The sequence below is a fragment of the Pseudomonas sp. GM50 genome, from assembly GCF_000282375.1.
GTDB lineage: Bacteria > Pseudomonadota > Gammaproteobacteria > Pseudomonadales > Pseudomonadaceae > Aquipseudomonas.
This window is the reverse complement of record NZ_AKJK01000002.1, coordinates 1-15,989: the sequence shown is the minus strand read 5'-3', so window position 1 is coordinate 15,989 and position 15,989 is coordinate 1. Positions and strand designations below refer to the sequence as shown.

Below are 15,989 nucleotides of genomic sequence, written 5' to 3'. Positions count from 1 at the left end.
CATTCCGATGGACACTCCAAAACCGCAGAAAAATTCCGCGCATCTGCTGGATGACCTCGAGTCGATCCGCCAACTGCTCGGCGATGACAACCTGCAACCGCCCTTGCTGACCGACACGGTCATCGAAGGTGATCAGGAACAGATTCCCATGCTGTTCGACGCCGTCGGCAATGCGCCGCAACCGCTCGAAACGACACCGCCGCCCGCCCCAGCCGCGCAACCGTCGCCTGTCGCGAGCAAAGGCCCCGACGCCCTGCTGCACCTGGACAGCGAACTGCGCGCCGCCGCGCTATTGATCATGCAAGACGTGATCGACGACTTCGCCCCGCACATCGAAACCGAAATCAAACGCCGCCTCGACGCGCGGATGGAGCGGTTGCTCAGCCAGTACGAATAACCCAGAGCCGAGCGGGCTTCTGTGGTGAGGGGGTTTACCCCCGTTCGGCTGCGAAGCAGTCGCAAAACCTGAGCATGCGGTCCGCCGGACACACCACGATGGCAGGTTTTGGGGGCCGCTTCGCGACCCAACGGGGGTAAACCCCCTCGCCACAGTCGCCCTACGCCCCACGCCCCGCTATACTTGCCGGCTTTTCCTGAATAAATGCCAATAGGGTCCCGCCGCGCATGGATAAGACCTACCAGCCGCACGCCATTGAAACTTCCTGGTACAACACCTGGGAGTCTGAGAATTACTTCGCCCCGCAAGGCGCGGGCGAGTCCTACACCATCATGATCCCGCCGCCGAATGTCACCGGCAGCCTGCACATGGGTCACGGCTTCAACAACGCGATCATGGACGCCCTGATCCGTTTCCGCCGCATGCAGGGTCGCAACACCCTGTGGCAGCCGGGCACTGACCACGCCGGTATCGCCACGCAAATGCTGGTGGAGCGCCAACTCGAAGCCCAGGGCCAGAATCGCCACGATCTGGGCCGCGAGAAATTCCTCGAGAAAGTCTGGGAGTGGAAGGATCAGTCCGGCGGCAACATCAGCCGTCAGATCCGCCGCCTCGGCTCGTCCGTGGACTGGAGCCGTGAGCGCTTCACCATGGACGACGGTCTCTCGGAAGCGGTAAAAGAAGCGTTCGTGCGCCTGCACGAAGACGGCCTGATCTACCGCGGCAAGCGTCTGGTCAACTGGGACACCAAGCTGCACACGGCGATTTCCGACCTCGAAGTTGAAAACCACGACGAGAAAGGTTTCCTGTGGAACCTGAAGTACCCGCTGGCCGACGGCGCCAAAACCGCTGAAGGCAAGGATTACCTGATCGTCGCGACCACGCGTCCGGAAACCATGCTCGGCGACGCCGCCGTGGCCGTTAACCCGAACGATGAACGCTACAAAGCCCTGATCGGCAAATTTGTCGAGCTGCCGCTGGTTGGCCGCCGCATCCCGATCATCGCCGACGATTACTGCGATCCTGAATTCGGCACCGGTTGCGTGAAAATCACCCCGGCCCACGATTTCAACGACTACGAAGTCGGCAAGCGCCACAACCTGCCGCTGCTGAACATCTTCGACAAAAATGCCAATGTTCTGCCCGCAGCCCAGGTGTTCAACCTCGACGGCAGCGTCAACGAGCAAATCGACGGCACGCTGCCCGCCGAATACGTCGGCCTCAACCGCTTCCAGGCCCGCAAGGAAATCGTGGCCGCCTTCGAAGCCGCCGGCCTGCTGGTCAGCGTCGACGATCACGCCCTGAAAGTGCCGAAAGGCGACCGCTCCGGCACCATCATCGAGCCGTGGCTGACCGACCAGTGGTACGTTTCCACCAAGCCATTGGCCGAACCGGCCATCGCAGCGGTTGAAGACGGCCGCATTCAGTTCGTGCCAAAGCAATACGAAAACATGTACTTCTCGTGGATGCGCGACATCCAGGATTGGTGCATCAGCCGTCAGCTGTGGTGGGGCCACCGGATTCCGGCCTGGTACGACGAGTCGGGCAAAGTCTATGTCGGTCGCGACGAAGCCGAAGTGCGTGCCAAGAACAACCTCGGCCCGGACGTTGCGCTGCAACAGGACAACGACGTTCTGGATACCTGGTTCAGCTCGGGCCTGTGGACTTTCTCCACGCTCGGCTGGCCGGAGCAAACCGAATTCCTGAAAAAATTCCACTCCACCGACGTGCTGGTGACCGGTTTCGACATCATTTTCTTCTGGGTTGCCCGGATGATCATGCTCACCATGCACTTGGTGAAAAACGAAGACGGCACGCCGCAGGTTCCGTTCAAGACCGTTTATGTGCACGGCTTGGTGCGTGATGGCCAGGGCCAGAAGATGTCCAAGTCCAAGGGCAACGTCCTGGACCCGCTGGACATCATCGACGGTATCGAGCTGGAAGAGCTGGTGCAGAAACGCACCTCCGGCATGATGCAGCCGAAACTGGCGAAGAAGATCGAGAAGCAGACCCGCGACGAGTTCGCCGACGGCATCGCCAGCTACGGCACCGACGCCCTGCGCTTCACGTTCTGCTCGCTGGCATCGACCGGTCGCGACATCAAGTTCGACATGGGCCGCGTCGAAGGCTATCGCAACTTCTGCAACAAGATCTGGAACGCTGCGCGCTACGTGCTGGACAAGGGCGAAGACTGCGGTCAGAACGGCGAAGCCTACGAGCTGTCCCTGGCGGATCGCTGGATCATTTCGCAGTTGCAACGCACTGAAGCCGAAGTCACTCGTCAGCTTGATCAGTTCCGCTTCGACCTGGCCGCACAAGCCTTGTACGAGTTCATCTGGAACCAGTATTGCGACTGGTACCTGGAACTGTCCAAGCCTGTGCTGTGGGACGAAAATGCACCGGTCGAACGTCAGCGCGGCACCCGCCGCACGCTGGTTCGAGTGCTGGAAGTCGCGCTGCGCCTGGCGCACCCGTTCATGCCGTTCATCACCGAGGAAATCTGGCAGCGCGTCGCGCCGCTGGCCGGTATCGAAGGCAAGACGATCATGCTGCAACCTTGGCCAGTGGCCAACGAAGCACGCATCGATCAGGGCGCCGAAGACGACATCGAATGGCTCAAGGGCCTGATGCTCGGCACGCGTAACATCCGTGGCGAGATGAACATCGGTCCAGGCAAGCCGCTGAACCTGTTCCTGAAAAACGTCAGCGCCGAAGATCAGCGTCGTCTCACCGAGAACGAAGCGCTGCTGAAGAAGCTGGCGCGTCTGGAATCGATCACCGTCCTGAAGGCCGGCGAAGAAGCACCGCTGTCCGCCACCGCACTGGTTGGCGAGATGGAAGTGCTGGTGCCGATGGCTGGCCTGATCGACAAAGATGCCGAACTGGCACGCCTGGACAAGGAAATCCTGCGTCTGCAGGGCGAAGTTCAGCGCGTCGGCGGCAAGCTCTCCAACGCCGGTTTCGTCGACAAGGCTCCGGCCGAAGTCATTGAAAAGGAACGCGCCAAACTGGCCGAGGCTGAACAGGCCTTAGGCAAGCTGGCGGAGCAGCATGCGCGGATTGCCAGTCTGTAAACGGCAAGTCGCAATGAAAAAGGGAGGCCAGATGGCCTCCCTTTTTCATGCCCGCCCTTTTCGCTTTCTGTAGGAGCGAGGCTTGCCCGCGAAGAACGATAACGCGGTGTACCTGATTGACCGTGTCGCGGCCTTCGCGGGCAAGCCTCGCTCCTACGGGATCCCCCGCGCTGCCATTGTCTGTGGGACAATACCCGCCACTTTTAGCCATACCCGAATCGACAACGCCCATGAACGCCCCCCGCACCCCAAGACCTGCGCGCAAGAAGCCTGACTCCGCTACCCCGGCCAAAGCCGTGGAACCCCGCGAGAAGGCCAGCCTGCATCCGCGCAATCGCCACCAGGGTCGTTATGACTTCCCGGCGCTGATCAAAACCACGCCGGAACTGGCGAAGTTCGTGATCATCAACCCGTATGGCAAGGAAAGCATCGACTTCGCCAGCCCGGACGCGGTTCGGGTGTTCAACCGGGCGCTGCTCAAATCGTTCTACGGCATCGCCCATTGGGACATCCCGGCCGATTACCTGTGCCCACCGGTGCCGGGCCGCGCTGACTACGTGCATTTCCTGGCCGACCTGCTGGCCAGCGTCAACGATGGCGAGATTCCTCGCGGTGCGCCGGTCAAGGTGCTTGATATCGGCATGGGCGCCAACTGCGTCTATCCGTTGATCGGCTACAGCGACTACCGCTGGCACTTCCTCGGCTCGGAAATCGACCCGACGGCCGTGGCCGCCGCCAAAGCCATCGTGCAATCCAACGGGCTGAACAAAGCCATCCAGCTGCGTCAGCAAAGCAATCCCAAGCACATTCTGTTGGGCCTGCTCGAGCCCGGCGAACGCTTTGACCTGACCATGTGCAACCCGCCGTTCCACGCCTCGATGGACGAGGCAACCAAGGGCAGCGAGCGTAAATGGCGCGCACTGGGCCGCGCCGACCCGAAACGCAAACTGCCAGTGCTGAACTTTGGCGGTCAATCGGCCGAACTGTGGTGTGAAGGCGGCGAAGCACGGTTTGTGACGCAACTGATTGCCGAGAGTGCGCATTTTCAACACAAAGTGCTTTGGTTCAGCACCTTGGTCTCGAAAGCCTCAAACCTGCCTGCGATCCAGACGGCACTGAAAAAGGCCGGCGTATTGGAAAGCCAGGTCGTGGAAATGTCCCAAGGGCAGAAGCAAAGCCGCTTCGTTGCCTGGACGTTCCAGACCAAATCCGAACAGCAGGTCTGGCGCGAACGTTGGGCGCGTAAAAGCTGAGTAACTGACCGCCGGAGATCAACTGTGGGCGCGGTGTTTGTGGTAAATCGCACGCACAAAAAAACCGTGCCCGGATTGCTCCGGAGCACGGTTTTTTTTAACAAGTCTTACTTGTTAACAGCGTCGGTCAGGCCTTTGGCCACAACCAGCTTGATAACTTTCTTGGCAGCGATTTCGATGGCAGCGCCAGTCGAAGGGTTGCGGCCGGTACGGGCAGGACGCTCAGTCACTTTCAGCTTGCCGATACCTGGCAGGGTGATTTCGCCGCCGTTTTCCAGCTGATCGGCAACGATTTGGCCCAGTTGGTCCAGAGCGTTACGCGCGGTGGTTTTTGGCGCGTCGATAGCTTCAGCGATGTCGGCGATCAGTTGGTCTTTAGTAAGAGCCATGTAATGTTCCTTCCCTATCAAATTCATATGGATTGCAGAGTGCAGTGTCAGCCATCGAGCCCGATCTTCTGGATCTGGCACCCTCGGCCATAACCACGACGAGTCGGGGTTATAGATACCGAAATCAGGGTTTGGTTCGACCTGACAAATGCTGAATGCACGCTTAACGCTGTGACTTCGCGTAAGACCGGGCAAAACTAGCACAGAGACGGGGAAATATCCGCCTCTAGCTACCCATTTGGTCAGCTTTATTGCTCTAAATCGGTAAAAAACTGCATAAGCCCGGTCGCGCGCCCCTGTTTTACCCCGCACCCCCCTGTAGGAGCTGCCGAAGGCTGCGATCTTTTGACTTTGATTTTTTAAAAACAAGATCAAAAGATCGCAGCCTTCGGCAGCTCCTACAGGGGGACGGTTACAACGTCCTGTCGAGAGAATCGGGTACACTGAGCGCTTTTTCGGGGGAGCACGCCCTCCTCTCTTCAACCAGCCGAGAAGCCCATGCCGATCCGTCATTGCATCGTCCACCTGATCGACAAAAAACCCGACGGCACACCCGCAGTTCTTCATGCCCGCGATTCCGAACTGGCCGAGTCCAGCGCCATCGAGTACATGCTTGCCGACCTCAACGAGAGCTACAACGCCAAACAAGGCAAGGCCTGGGGTTTCTTCCATGCCGAGTCCGGGGCGCATCCGTTCAGCGGCTGGCTGAAGGAATACCTCGACGGCGGCAAGGACTTCACAGCCTTCAGCCGGGTGGCGGTGGAACATCTGCAGAAGCTGATGGAAGAGTCGAACCTCTCTGTGGGCGGCCACGTGCTGTTTGCGCATTACCAGCAGGGCATGACCGATTACCTCGCCATCGCCCTGCTGCACCACAGCGAAGGCGTGGCAGTGACCGATCAGCTGGACGTGACCCCTTCACGACATCTGGATCTTGGCCAGTTGCACCTGGCAGCGCGGATCAACGTCTCCGAGTGGCAGAACAACAAACAGTCCAAGCAGTACATCTCGTTCATCAAAGGCAAGAACGGCAAAAAGGTTTCGGAATACTTCCGCGACTTCATCGGCTGCCAGGAAGGCGTCGACGGCCCCGGCGAAACCCGCACCCTGCTCAAGGCTTTCAGTGACTTCGTCGAAAGCGAAGACCTGCCGGAAGAGTCCGCGCGCGAAAAGACCAAGACCCTGGTGGATTACGCCAGCAGCCAGGCAAAAATGGGCGAGCCCATGGGCCTGGAGGAGTTGTCCGGGCTGATCGACGAAGAACGCCCGAAAGCTTTCTACGATCACATCCGCAACAAAGACTATGGCCTGTCGCCCGAGATCCCTGCGGATAAGCGCACCCTGAACCAGTTCCGCCGCTTCACCGGCCGTGCCGAGGGCTTGTCCATCAGCTTCGAAGCGCACCTGCTGGGCTCGAAGATCGAATACGACGAAGAAGCCGGTACGCTGATCATCAAAGGCCTGCCGACCCAATTGACCGACCAGCTCAAGCGACGCAACTGATGCTCGGCGGCGTATTGAAGAAATGCCTGCTGATTCTGCTGGTGGTCGTGGTTTACCAGAACTGGGGCAAGATCGAGCGGGTGTTTCACCCCTCGCAGGTGGTGTCCGAGCAGACCCAGGCCAAGGCCAACGTCGTGCTCTACGCCACCGAGTGGTGTGGCTACTGCAAGCTGACCCGACGCTTTCTCGACCAGAAGGGCATTGCGTACAAGGAATTCGATATCGAAAAAGATGCCCTGGCGCGCAAGGCCTACGAGGCGCTCGGAGGACGCGGGATTCCGCTGATCGATGTGAACGGGACGTTGATACGCGGGTATGACCCGGACAAGGTTCTTGCTGCATTGAAGTAAATACAAAACCTGTAGGAGCGAGGCTTGCCCGCGAAGAACGATAACGCGGCGTATCTGTTGTACCGCGTCATCGTTCTTCGCGGGCAAGCCTCGCTCCTACGGGGTTCAGCGTTTTTCGATTCGGAACCCGAACCGTGGAAAGTGCACATGCACCACGCCGGCCCGCTCGTCTTCGCGGCGCAGAATCAATTCTTCACTGCCCGCAAACAACAACTCACCCGCCACCGGATCAACGCCGTAATCAGTCGCGGCGATCACCACCTGCTGGCCAACCTCGAACCCGTTCGGCTCATCGAACTGCTCATCCGGCAACGCCGCCGGTGTGGCGTTGCGGGCAATCGCCAAGGCTTCCTCGGCCGTCATCTCGCTGAACGCGCCATGACCAAAGCCCATCACACGACCAAACCACGCCGAAACGGCCGGATAAGCATCCACCAACGGTGACGTCACGTGCGTCGCCTTGAGAAACCACAACGGGTGAGCCAGGGCAAAGTCGGCAATCGACGGCTCGCCGAACAGAAAATCACCCTGCTCACGCTGAAGCTGCTGCTCCAGACGCGCCATGATCGTTGGCCACTGATGCCGAGCCTGCTCGGCCGATAATCGGGTGGCGCTGCCACCGCTGAACAAACCAGCGCGATCGGCCAGGAACCCCTTGATCGCTTCCGGCGACAACTTGCCAAAGCGCACCGCCACCGACGCTGGCTGGAACACCAGGCTGACCGCATGCTGGAACACCACCGAATCGGCCCACGCCGCGAAGGTTGCGGTGATCATTTCCTGGCCTTCCGGGAAAAACGCCGGCAAGGCTTTTTCCTGCTCCAGACGACGAGCCATCAACGCGGTGTCGCAATAAATATCAGCGCCAATCTGCAACACCGGCGTCTTGCGGTAGCCGCCGGTCAGCGCCGTCAAATCGGGCTTGGGCATCACTGGCGAGATGTTCACCGAGCGCCAGGACAGCCCCTTGAAGCCCAGCAGCAACCGGGCCTTTTCGGCGAAAGGGGACGTCGGGTAATGATGCAGAATCAACTCGGGCATGCTCGGCTCCGCAGCTCGGATAAGGAGCCCGCAGCTTAACGCGCAATCCACAAGCAGCCTACCCATCTGCCTGATGGGCGCTTATCAGTCAGATTGATAAGCCCGCAGCCGCGCTCGCCACCAGACATTCCTTGGCGCTTTTCTTGAGTTTTTTGATCAGGCGCTCCTGGCGCAGTGCTTCGCCTTTATCGCGGCAGACTTCGGTGTAAACCAATGCCACGGCAGGACTGGACAGAAAGAAGCGCGCGCCCTTGCCACTTTGGTGAGTGGCGAAGCGGCGAACGGGATCGTCGCTGATCCCGCAGTAGAGCGAACCATTGGCCGCGCGAACGAGGTAGACGAACCAGGGTTTGCTGACGGGCAGCGGCGGTTCGGCGGCAATGACGGAAGATTCGCTCGATGTGTTCACGTGACGATCAAGGCTTGAGAGGAAACAAGCCGCGATCTTATCAGCGACTGGCCTGGAATGCCTTCAGCCCCTTCAACGCTTGAGCACGAACGGCGTTACTCACCACTGGCGTCCAACCCAGCAACAGCCCTTTGAAACCCAGCGCCTGACGCGACCAGCGCCACAGATCAAAGCTGTCGTGATGCTCGCAGATCTTGCCGTCGCGAAACACGAAACGTGCCTGGATGTCGTTGACCACGATGTTGCCGGTCTGGCTGAACAGGTACGTCGCCACCCAATGGGCACCACCGGTGCGCTCATCGCTGCGCACGTTATCGAAGGTCAGGGAGAAATCCTTGGCCCGGGTGGTGAGCATGCGCCACATGTCGCCGGCATCGCGTCCGCGCAGTTCGCCGAACGCCGGATCACTGAACACCACGTCGTCGGTGTAGCAGGCGCTCATGGCCTCGGCATCCAGCCGCTGGAAGGCTTGGTAGAACCGGGTGATCAAGGCGTTGTGGGCATCACTCATGGGCAGGCTCCGGAGAATAGGCAGATTGCCAGCACGATAATCTGCAAGCGGACGAAACACCATCAGCATTCGCACTCCGAATACCGACAGTGTGTGCAAATCAGATCTTTTCGCTTTCGACCTGCACGTACAGCGAACGCCCGGCACCCAGGCCGGCAATGATTGCGCCAAGGCCAATGACGCCGAAGATCCAGCCCAGGGCGCTCCAGCCGCCGGTCCAGTCATGCACCACGCCAACCGCGAACGGTCCCATGGACGCCAGGGTGTAACCGAAGCCCTGGGCCATGCTCGACAGGTTGGCCGCGACATGAGCATCCCGCGAACGCAGCACGATCAGGGTCAGCGCCAGGCTGAACGTGGCGCCCTGCCCCAATCCCAGCAGGATCGCCCAGCCCCACAAGCCATCGATCGGTGCATAAAGGCAACCGAACAGACCGCCGAGCGTCATTGCCATGACGATCACGATCGCCAATCGCTGATCCTTGCCACGGGTCGCCAGCCAGGGTGCCGCCAGCGAGCTGATCAACTGGACAATCACCGACCCCGAAAGCACCAGACCGGCCTGGGTTGGCGTCAGGCCGCGGCCGATCAGAATCGACGGTAGCCAGCCAAACACGATGTAGGCCAAAGACGATTGCAGGCCCATGTACAAGGTCACTTGCCAGGCCAGCGGATCACGCAACAGCCCTCGGACCCGATAGGCAACATGATGCGCGCCGTGTTTCTGACCCACTTGCGGCAGCCAGAAAATCGCCGCGACCAACGCTGGAACCACCCAGAAGCCGAGACCCAAGGCCCAGCTTTTGTCGAAATGTTCGCTCAACGGCACGGTCGCCCCGGCCGCCATGGCCGCGCCCAGGCACAGGGCCATGGTGTAGACGCCGGTCATGGTGCCAGCCTGTTTCGGGAAGTCGCGTTTGACAATGCCGGGCAGCAGCACGCCGATCACCCCGATGCTGGCGCCGGCCAGCACGCTGCCAGCGAACAAACCAACTTCGCCGAACGAACTGCGCAAAATGATCCCGCCGGCCAGCATCAGGAGAATCCCCAACACCACCCGTTCGGCACCAAAACGTCGCGCCAGCACTGGCGCCAATGGCGCGAACAGACCGAGACAGAGTACTGGCAAGGTCGTCAGCAAACCGGCCAGCGCAGCCGATAACCCCAGTGTTTTCGAGACCTCGCTGAGCATCGGCGCCATGCTCGACAGCGCCGGACGCAGGTTCAGCGCCACCAGAATCAGCCCGAGCAACAACAGCCACGGCCGCTGAAGGACCGGGTGACTTTGCTGAACCTGCTCGTCATCGGCCTCGGCGTCGATCAACAGCTCTTCGAGCTCCGCCGTACGCTTGCGCTCAATAATGCTGCTGTTGCTGGCCTGCTGGCTGGACATGGGGTTCTCGGTTTCAAGGTTCATTGATCAACTGCCTCGACAGGGCTTTGGCCCGTTCCGGGTCGCGTTGCTCGACGGCATCGAGCAGTTCGACATGAAGGTCGAACACCGCTTGGCGTCGGGGTGAGATGTTCAGGGTCTGGCGCAAGTGCGCGCCGACGATGCTGGAGAAATAGCGATACAGCTCGCTGAGTGTCGGGTTGTGCGCCGCATCCACCAGTCGACGGTGAAACACCAGATCGCAGGCGATGTAGGTGTCGAGATCGCCGTGGTAGTGACTGCCGCTGACGCCTAGCGCTTCGCGCAATGCCACCAGGTCTTCATCGGTACGGCGTAACGCAGCCAGGCCCATGGCTTCAACTTCCAGAATGTGCCGGGTTTCCCGAGCCTGTTCTTGAGTGCAACGGGACAGCGCCTTCATGGTGTCCAGCGGATCAATCACCGCCCGTAGATAGCTGCCGTCGCCCTGGCGAATCTCGATCAACCCGGAAAACGCCAACACGCGCATGGCTTCACGCACCGTGTTGCGGCTGATGCCCAGCTCAGTCGCCAGCTCCGGCTCGGTGGGCAAGCGCTGGCCGACCGTCCAGATGCCTTGATTGATGCGCAGGCGTAGCTGGTCCAGGGCCTGATCGACCAGGGATCGTTTAATTAATGGAGAAATGTCTGACATAGGATTCGCCCTTTCATCCAATCATAGGATGAATTTTCTGACATGTTAGTCAGCTACGTGTAGGACGGCAACCGCCTACGTTCAAAGGGCAGGAGAAGGAGCGGGATTTTCGATTAGTCAAAATTACCCTTTAAGGGTAATTTCAGGGACAGGGCAAGCGGCTTCTTATGGAAAAGAATACCCCCCACTACGACTTGGCAGTGGTCAAGGCGGAGATTGTCAGGCTGGGCAGAAAGGCATTCACCCGACGGGCTCTGGAATCAGGCAATGACATGGGCTTAAACCTCTGCCAAATGATCCAGGCGACCAGCGCACTGGAACGCCGAATGCTCTTCAAATCCATGACCACCTATGTCGACCATCGGGTCTGGCAAGACGTTTATCACACAACATTTCATGGAATGGAGATTTACATCAAAGTGTCTTACCGCCCCGGTGGTGGACATCCGGTAGTCTCCTTCAAGGAGAAAAACCTATGAGAACGCAGCAATGCGTCAACTGCGGTACTCACGATGGAATGGGGCACTTTGAAGGACGCACCCTCTCCGTCAATTACAAACAAATGTCTCGACTTGTTAACAATCTTGCGGGCTGGGAATGCAGAGTTTGCGGGGAAATCGAATTCGATCATGACACCGACAGCGCTGACCGTTATTCGGAAGCAGGCGATCAGTTGCTCAAGGACTGCTTGCAACTGATCGGCTCCGAGATAAAGCGCATCCGCCGTAAACTCCATCTTACGCAAAAAAACGCAGTGCAGTTGCTGTCCGGCGGTGGGAACAATGCTTTTTCGCGGTATGAACGAGGCGAGCTACCTGCACCAAAACCGTTACTCACACTAATGCAGCTATTGGATCGTCATCCCTATTTGCTGGCTGAAATTCAGGTCTTGAACGAAGGTGCCGCCCTCAAACAACTATTGGCCGCTCGCCATCCGGAACGGGAGGCAGAGCTCACCTCCTGACCCCATACGCAGAACAAAAAATAAACCCGGAACACTGTCCGGGTTTATTTCACTGCCAAGCGCCAATCAATGCAGAATCTGGCTCAGGAACAGTTTGGTGCGCTCGTTCTGCGGGTTATCGAAGAAGTCGTTCGGCGCGGCCTGTTCGACGATTTCACCCTTGTCCATGAAGATCACGCGGTTGGCCACGGTACGGGCGAAGCCCATTTCGTGGGTCACGCAGAGCATGGTCATGCCGTCTTCGGCCAGGCCGATCATGGTGTCCAGAACCTCTTTCACCATCTCTGGGTCGAGTGCCGAAGTCGGTTCGTCGAACAGCATGATTTTCGGTTTCATGCACAGGGCACGGGCAATCGCCACACGCTGTTGCTGACCACCAGACAGTTGCCCCGGGTATTTATGCGCCTGCTCCGGAATGCGTACGCGCTCCAGGTAATGCATGGCGATCTCTTCGGCCTTGCGCTTGGGCATCTTGCGTACCCACATCGGTGCCAGGGTGCAGTTCTGCAGGATGGTCAGGTGCGGGAACAGGTTGAAGTGCTGGAACACCATGCCGACTTCACGGCGGATCGCTTCGATCTGCTTGAGGTCGTTGGTCAGCTCCACGCCATCGACCACAATGCGGCCCTGCTGGTGTTCTTCCAGACGATTGAGGCAACGGATGGTGGTGGATTTGCCGGAACCCGACGGGCCGCACAGGACGATACGCTCGCCTTGCTTGACGTTCAGGTTGATGTCTTTCAACACGTGGAACTGGCCGTACCACTTGTTCACGCCCTGCATCTGAATAATGCCTTCAGGGCTCACAGGCTTTTTGATTGCTTCGCTCATTACAGAACTCCTAACGCTTGTGGCCAGTGTCGAGCTTGCGTTCCAGATGCATGGAATAGCGCGACATACCAAAACAGAAAATCCAGAACACCAGGGCCGCGAACACATAGCCTTCAGTGGCCATGCCCAGCCATTTCGGGTCGGCGGCGGCTTGCTTGACGCTGTTGAGCAGGTCGAACAGGCCGATGATGATCACCAGGCTCGTGTCCTTGAACAGCGCAATGAAGGTGTTGACGATGCCAGGGATCACCAGCTTCAGGGCTTGCGGCAGAATCACCAGGCCCATGCTGCGCCAGTATCCGAGGCCCATCGCTGCAGCCGCTTCGTACTGACCTTTGGGGATCGCTTGCAGACCGCCGCGCACCACTTCAGCGATATAGGCCGACTGGAACAGGATCACGCCGATCAGCGCCCGCAGCAGTTTGTCGAAGTTCATGCCTTCGGGCAGGAACAACGGCAACATCACCGAAGACATGAACAGCACCGTGATCAACGGCACGCCGCGCCAGAACTCGATGAAGGTCACGCAGACCACGCGAATCGCCGGCATGTTCGAACGCCGGCCCAAGGCCAGAACGATACCCAGCGGCAATGCACCGACGATACCGACGGTAGCGATCACCAGGGTCAGCATCAGGCCGCCCCACTGGCTGGTCGCCACGTTGCTCAGACCGAACAGGCCACCGTGCAGCAGGAGGTAGGCAATGATCGGATAGAGCACCAGAAAGCTCAGACCGTAGATTGCCTTGTGTGGAACGCGTGCGACGAACAGCGGCGCCACGCCAATCACCGCCAGCCACACGGTCAGGTCTACGCGCCAGCGCAGGTCTGTCGGGTAGTAGCCATACATGAACTGGCCGAAGCGCTGCTGGATGAACACCCAGCAGGCGCCCTCCTTGGTGCAATCGGCGCGGGTGGTACCGACCCAGTTGGCGTCGAGAATCGCCCAGCTCAAGATAGGGGGAACTATCAGGTAGATCAGATAGAACGCGAACAGCGTCAGCAGGGTGTTGATCCAGCTGGAGAACATGTGCGCCCGCATCCACGCCACGATACCGATGCTACTGCTCGGTGGTGGCATGTCGGGTTTGAAAGTATGAGTCGTCATGCGCTCTTCCTTACCGCTCGATCAGCGCAATGCGCTTGTTGTACCAGTTCATCAGCAGGGAAATGCTGATACTGATCGCCAGGTACACGCTCATGGTGATGGCAATGACTTCGATCGCCTGCCCGGTCTGGTTCAGCACCGTACCGGCAAACAACGACACCATCTCCGGATAACCGATACCGGCCGCCAGCGAGGAGTTTTTCGCCAGGTTCAGGTATTGGCTGGTCAGCGGTGGAATGATCACGCGCAGGGCTTGCGGAATGATCACCTTGCGCAGGGTCGGACCGTTGCGCAGCCCCAACGAGTGGGCCGCTTCGGTCTGGCCGTGGCTGACCGACTTGATGCCCGAACGCACGATCTCGGCGATAAACGCCGCGGTGTACACCGTCAAGGCCAGGGTCAGCGCCAGCAGTTCCGGGATCAGCACCCAGCCACCGACGAAGTTGAAGCCCTTGAGCTCCGGCATTTCCCAGTGCAGTGGTGCGCCGAAGATCAAGGCACACAGCGCAGGAATCACCAGAAACATCGCCAGGCCGACCCAGAACTTGTGGAACGGTACGCCGGTTGCTTCGAAACGCTTGTTGGCCCAGCGGCACATCAGCACGATGGCCACGATGGCCACGACGATGCTCACCACAAACGGCCAGAAACCATCCGCCGCCAACGCCGCGGGCATGTTCAGGCCGCGGCTGCTGACGAAGAAGGTGTCGCCGAAGTTATGGCTGTTGCGTGGCCCCGGCATGGTCAGGAACACCGCGAAGTACCAGAACAGGATTTGCAGCAGCGGCGGAATGTTACGAAAGACCTCTACATACACCGTCGCCAGCTTGGCAATGATCCAGTTCTTCGACAGCCGTGCCACACCGACGATGAAACCGAGGATCGTCGCCAGGATCACACCGATAAAGGTGACCAGCAGGGTGTTGAGCAAACCGATGACGAACACACGGGCATAGCTGTCCGATTCGGTGTAGTCGATCAGGTGCTGAGCGATGCCGAAACCGGCACTGCGCTCAAGAAAGTCGAAACCGGAGGTAATGCCCCGGTGCTGAAGGTTGGTTTGCGTGTTGTCGAACAGGTACCAACCCATCCCGACCACGGCGACAACCGTGATGATCTGAAACAGCCACGCACGCACTCGTGGATCGCTGAGGCTGAACCTCTGCTTTGGTGCGCCGATTGAATTTTGCATGAAGTGCCCCGGAAATAATGGAACAGAACATCACCCGGCGGTTGGCCCGCCGGGTGATAGAACCATCAGCGCACTGGTGGTGCGTATTGGATGCCGCCAGCGTTCCACAGCGCGTTCAGGCCGCGGTCGATTTGCAGCGGAGTGTCCTTGCCGAGGTTGCGCTCGAACATCTCACCGTAGTTGCCGACTTGCTTGACGATCTTCACGACCCAGTCTTTCGGCAGTTTCAGGTCTTTACCGTATTCACCGTCAGCGCCCAGCATACGAGCGACGTCAGGGTTCTTGGTGGACTTGGCTTCAGCTTCGACGTTTTTCGAGGTCACGCCTGCTTCTTCGGCGTTGAGCAGGGCATAGCCCGTCCAGCGCACGATAGCCAGCCACTCATCGTCGCCGTTACGCACGACCGGGCCCAGTGGTTCCTTGGAAATGGTTTCCGGCAGAACGACGTAGTCCTTCGGCGAGGCCAGCTTGCTGCGCTGGGCGAACAGCTGGGACTTGTCGGAGGTCAGCACGTCGCAACGACCGGATTCCAGCGACTTGGCGCTTTCATCAGAGGTGTCGAAAGTGATCGGGGTGTATTTCAGGCCATTGGCGCGGAAGTAGTCGGAGACGTTCAGCTCAGTGGTGGTACCGGCCTGGATGCAGATGGTTGCACCGTCCAGTTCCTTGGCGCTCTTGACGCCCAGTTTGCTGTTGGCCAGGAAGCCGATGCCGTCGTAGTAGGTGATGAAGCCTGGAAACTTCAGGCCCATGCCCGCGTCACGAGAGCTGGTCATGGTGGAGTTGCGCGACAGCACATCGATTTCGCCGGATTGCAGAGCAGTGAAACGCTCCTTGGCATTCAACTGGCTGAATTTGACCTTGGTCGCGTCGCCGAATACGGCAGCAGCCACCGCGCGGC

General features: G+C 59.3%; 17 protein-coding genes. 7 read left to right on the top strand and 10 right to left on the bottom strand.

Going from position 1 to position 15,989, the window contains the following annotated elements:
- Positions 1–7 precede the first annotated feature (7 nt).
- From PMI30_RS29040 to rlmF, 3 genes are all read left to right on the top strand, one after another.
- Positions 8–397: a hypothetical protein gene (locus PMI30_RS29040; RefSeq protein ID WP_008004947.1), complete on the top strand. Its 390-nt coding sequence runs from the start codon at positions 8–10 to the stop codon at positions 395–397.
- 227 nt (positions 398–624) lie between these two features.
- Positions 625–3,471, top strand: a complete 2,847-nt coding sequence (locus PMI30_RS29045) for a valine--tRNA ligase (RefSeq protein ID WP_008004946.1) — start codon at positions 625–627, stop codon at positions 3,469–3,471.
- Between the two features lie 230 nt (positions 3,472–3,701).
- The gene (rlmF, locus tag PMI30_RS29050; protein WP_007905515.1) at positions 3,702–4,724 is read left to right on the top strand and encodes a 23S rRNA (adenine(1618)-N(6))-methyltransferase RlmF; all 1,023 of its coding nucleotides are present in this window, start codon (positions 3,702–3,704) and stop codon (positions 4,722–4,724) included.
- 107 nt (positions 4,725–4,831) lie between these two features.
- On the opposite strand, the gene PMI30_RS29055 is transcribed toward rlmF, so the two are convergent.
- Positions 4,832–5,113 (bottom strand): HU family DNA-binding protein, encoded by a 282-nt coding sequence (locus PMI30_RS29055; RefSeq protein ID WP_007905514.1) that lies wholly within the window; start codon positions 5,111–5,113, stop codon positions 4,832–4,834.
- 498 nt (positions 5,114–5,611) lie between these two features.
- Between PMI30_RS29055 and yejK the strand changes: the two genes are divergently transcribed.
- Both yejK and PMI30_RS29065 read left to right on the top strand, forming a co-directional pair.
- Positions 5,612–6,616, top strand: a complete 1,005-nt coding sequence (gene yejK / locus PMI30_RS29060; RefSeq protein WP_007905511.1) for a nucleoid-associated protein YejK — start codon at positions 5,612–5,614, stop codon at positions 6,614–6,616.
- The gene (locus PMI30_RS29065) at positions 6,616–6,966 is read left to right on the top strand and encodes a glutaredoxin family protein (protein WP_008004944.1); all 351 of its coding nucleotides are present in this window, start codon (positions 6,616–6,618) and stop codon (positions 6,964–6,966) included. The genes yejK and PMI30_RS29065 overlap by 1 nt, the downstream gene beginning before the upstream one ends.
- A gap of 105 nt (positions 6,967–7,071) precedes the next feature.
- Here the strand turns inward: PMI30_RS29065 and PMI30_RS29070 are convergent, their stop codons facing one another.
- The 5 genes from PMI30_RS29070 to PMI30_RS29090 all read right to left on the bottom strand — a co-directional run bounded on the left by PMI30_RS29070 (position 7,072) and on the right by PMI30_RS29090 (position 10,993).
- Positions 7,072–8,007, bottom strand: a complete 936-nt coding sequence (locus PMI30_RS29070; protein WP_008004943.1) for a glutathione S-transferase family protein — start codon at positions 8,005–8,007, stop codon at positions 7,072–7,074.
- 88 nt (positions 8,008–8,095) lie between these two features.
- Positions 8,096–8,416, bottom strand: a complete 321-nt coding sequence (locus PMI30_RS29075; RefSeq protein ID WP_008004942.1) for a GIY-YIG nuclease family protein — start codon at positions 8,414–8,416, stop codon at positions 8,096–8,098.
- A 40-nt stretch (positions 8,417–8,456) separates the two neighbouring features.
- Positions 8,457–8,927 (bottom strand): nuclear transport factor 2 family protein, encoded by a 471-nt coding sequence (locus PMI30_RS29080; protein WP_008004941.1) that lies wholly within the window; start codon positions 8,925–8,927, stop codon positions 8,457–8,459.
- Between the two features lie 100 nt (positions 8,928–9,027).
- Complete coding sequence (locus PMI30_RS29085; RefSeq protein ID WP_008004939.1) at positions 9,028–10,344, bottom strand: CynX/NimT family MFS transporter; 1,317 nt, start codon at positions 10,342–10,344, stop codon at positions 9,028–9,030.
- Positions 10,334–10,993 (bottom strand): FadR/GntR family transcriptional regulator, encoded by a 660-nt coding sequence (locus tag PMI30_RS29090; RefSeq protein ID WP_008004936.1) that lies wholly within the window; start codon positions 10,991–10,993, stop codon positions 10,334–10,336. The genes PMI30_RS29085 and PMI30_RS29090 overlap by 11 nt, the downstream gene beginning before the upstream one ends.
- A 167-nt stretch (positions 10,994–11,160) precedes the next feature.
- On the opposite strand from PMI30_RS29090, the gene PMI30_RS29095 reads away from it, so the two are divergent.
- Positions 11,161–11,472, top strand: coding sequence for a type II toxin-antitoxin system MqsR family toxin (locus PMI30_RS29095; protein ID WP_007905496.1), 312 nt, complete (start codon positions 11,161–11,163; stop codon positions 11,470–11,472).
- The gene (locus PMI30_RS29100) at positions 11,469–11,957 is read left to right on the top strand and encodes a type II toxin-antitoxin system MqsA family antitoxin (RefSeq protein ID WP_007905494.1); all 489 of its coding nucleotides are present in this window, start codon (positions 11,469–11,471) and stop codon (positions 11,955–11,957) included. The genes PMI30_RS29095 and PMI30_RS29100 overlap by 4 nt, the downstream gene beginning before the upstream one ends.
- 66 nt (positions 11,958–12,023) lie before the next feature.
- Here PMI30_RS29100 and PMI30_RS29105 read toward each other — a convergent pair whose 3' ends face one another.
- From PMI30_RS29105 to PMI30_RS29120, 4 genes are all read right to left on the bottom strand, one after another.
- Positions 12,024–12,788: an amino acid ABC transporter ATP-binding protein gene (locus PMI30_RS29105; RefSeq protein ID WP_007905492.1), complete on the bottom strand. Its 765-nt coding sequence runs from the start codon at positions 12,786–12,788 to the stop codon at positions 12,024–12,026.
- A gap of 10 nt (positions 12,789–12,798) precedes the next feature.
- Positions 12,799–13,896, bottom strand: coding sequence for an amino acid ABC transporter permease (locus tag PMI30_RS29110; protein ID WP_008004932.1), 1,098 nt, complete (start codon positions 13,894–13,896; stop codon positions 12,799–12,801).
- A gap of 10 nt (positions 13,897–13,906) precedes the next feature.
- A complete protein-coding gene (locus PMI30_RS29115) occupies positions 13,907–15,088 on the bottom strand; it encodes an amino acid ABC transporter permease (RefSeq protein WP_008004931.1) in 1,182 nt (393 codons plus the stop codon).
- Between the two features lie 65 nt (positions 15,089–15,153).
- On the bottom strand, positions 15,154–15,989 hold an 836-nt coding region (locus PMI30_RS29120), incomplete at its 5' end, for an amino acid ABC transporter substrate-binding protein (RefSeq protein WP_008004927.1).

What these genes read in the sequence shown, in the direction of transcription:
- PMI30_RS29040 (WP_008004947.1), top strand. Translation starts at nt 8, where the DNA reads ATGGACACTCCAAAACCGCAGAAAAATTCCGCGCATCTGCTGGATGAC.
- PMI30_RS29045 (WP_008004946.1), top strand. Translation starts at nt 625, where the DNA reads ATGGATAAGACCTACCAGCCGCACGCCATTGAAACTTCCTGGTACAAC.
- rlmF (WP_007905515.1), top strand. Translation starts at nt 3,702, where the DNA reads ATGAACGCCCCCCGCACCCCAAGACCTGCGCGCAAGAAGCCTGACTCC.
- PMI30_RS29055 (WP_007905514.1), bottom strand. Translation starts at nt 5,113, where the DNA reads ATGGCTCTTACTAAAGACCAACTGATCGCCGACATCGCTGAAGCTATC.
- yejK (WP_007905511.1), top strand. Translation starts at nt 5,612, where the DNA reads ATGCCGATCCGTCATTGCATCGTCCACCTGATCGACAAAAAACCCGAC.
- PMI30_RS29065 (WP_008004944.1), top strand. Translation starts at nt 6,616, where the DNA reads ATGCTCGGCGGCGTATTGAAGAAATGCCTGCTGATTCTGCTGGTGGTC.
- PMI30_RS29070 (WP_008004943.1), bottom strand. Translation starts at nt 8,007, where the DNA reads ATGCCCGAGTTGATTCTGCATCATTACCCGACGTCCCCTTTCGCCGAA.
- PMI30_RS29080 (WP_008004941.1), bottom strand. Translation starts at nt 8,927, where the DNA reads ATGAGTGATGCCCACAACGCCTTGATCACCCGGTTCTACCAAGCCTTC.
- PMI30_RS29085 (WP_008004939.1), bottom strand. Translation starts at nt 10,344, where the DNA reads ATGAACCTTGAAACCGAGAACCCCATGTCCAGCCAGCAGGCCAGCAAC.
- PMI30_RS29090 (WP_008004936.1), bottom strand. Translation starts at nt 10,993, where the DNA reads ATGTCAGACATTTCTCCATTAATTAAACGATCCCTGGTCGATCAGGCC.
- PMI30_RS29095 (WP_007905496.1), top strand. Translation starts at nt 11,161, where the DNA reads ATGGAAAAGAATACCCCCCACTACGACTTGGCAGTGGTCAAGGCGGAG.
- PMI30_RS29100 (WP_007905494.1), top strand. Translation starts at nt 11,469, where the DNA reads ATGAGAACGCAGCAATGCGTCAACTGCGGTACTCACGATGGAATGGGG.
- PMI30_RS29105 (WP_007905492.1), bottom strand. Translation starts at nt 12,788, where the DNA reads ATGAGCGAAGCAATCAAAAAGCCTGTGAGCCCTGAAGGCATTATTCAG.
- PMI30_RS29110 (WP_008004932.1), bottom strand. Translation starts at nt 13,896, where the DNA reads ATGACGACTCATACTTTCAAACCCGACATGCCACCACCGAGCAGTAGC.
- PMI30_RS29115 (WP_008004931.1), bottom strand. Translation starts at nt 15,088, where the DNA reads ATGCAAAATTCAATCGGCGCACCAAAGCAGAGGTTCAGCCTCAGCGAT.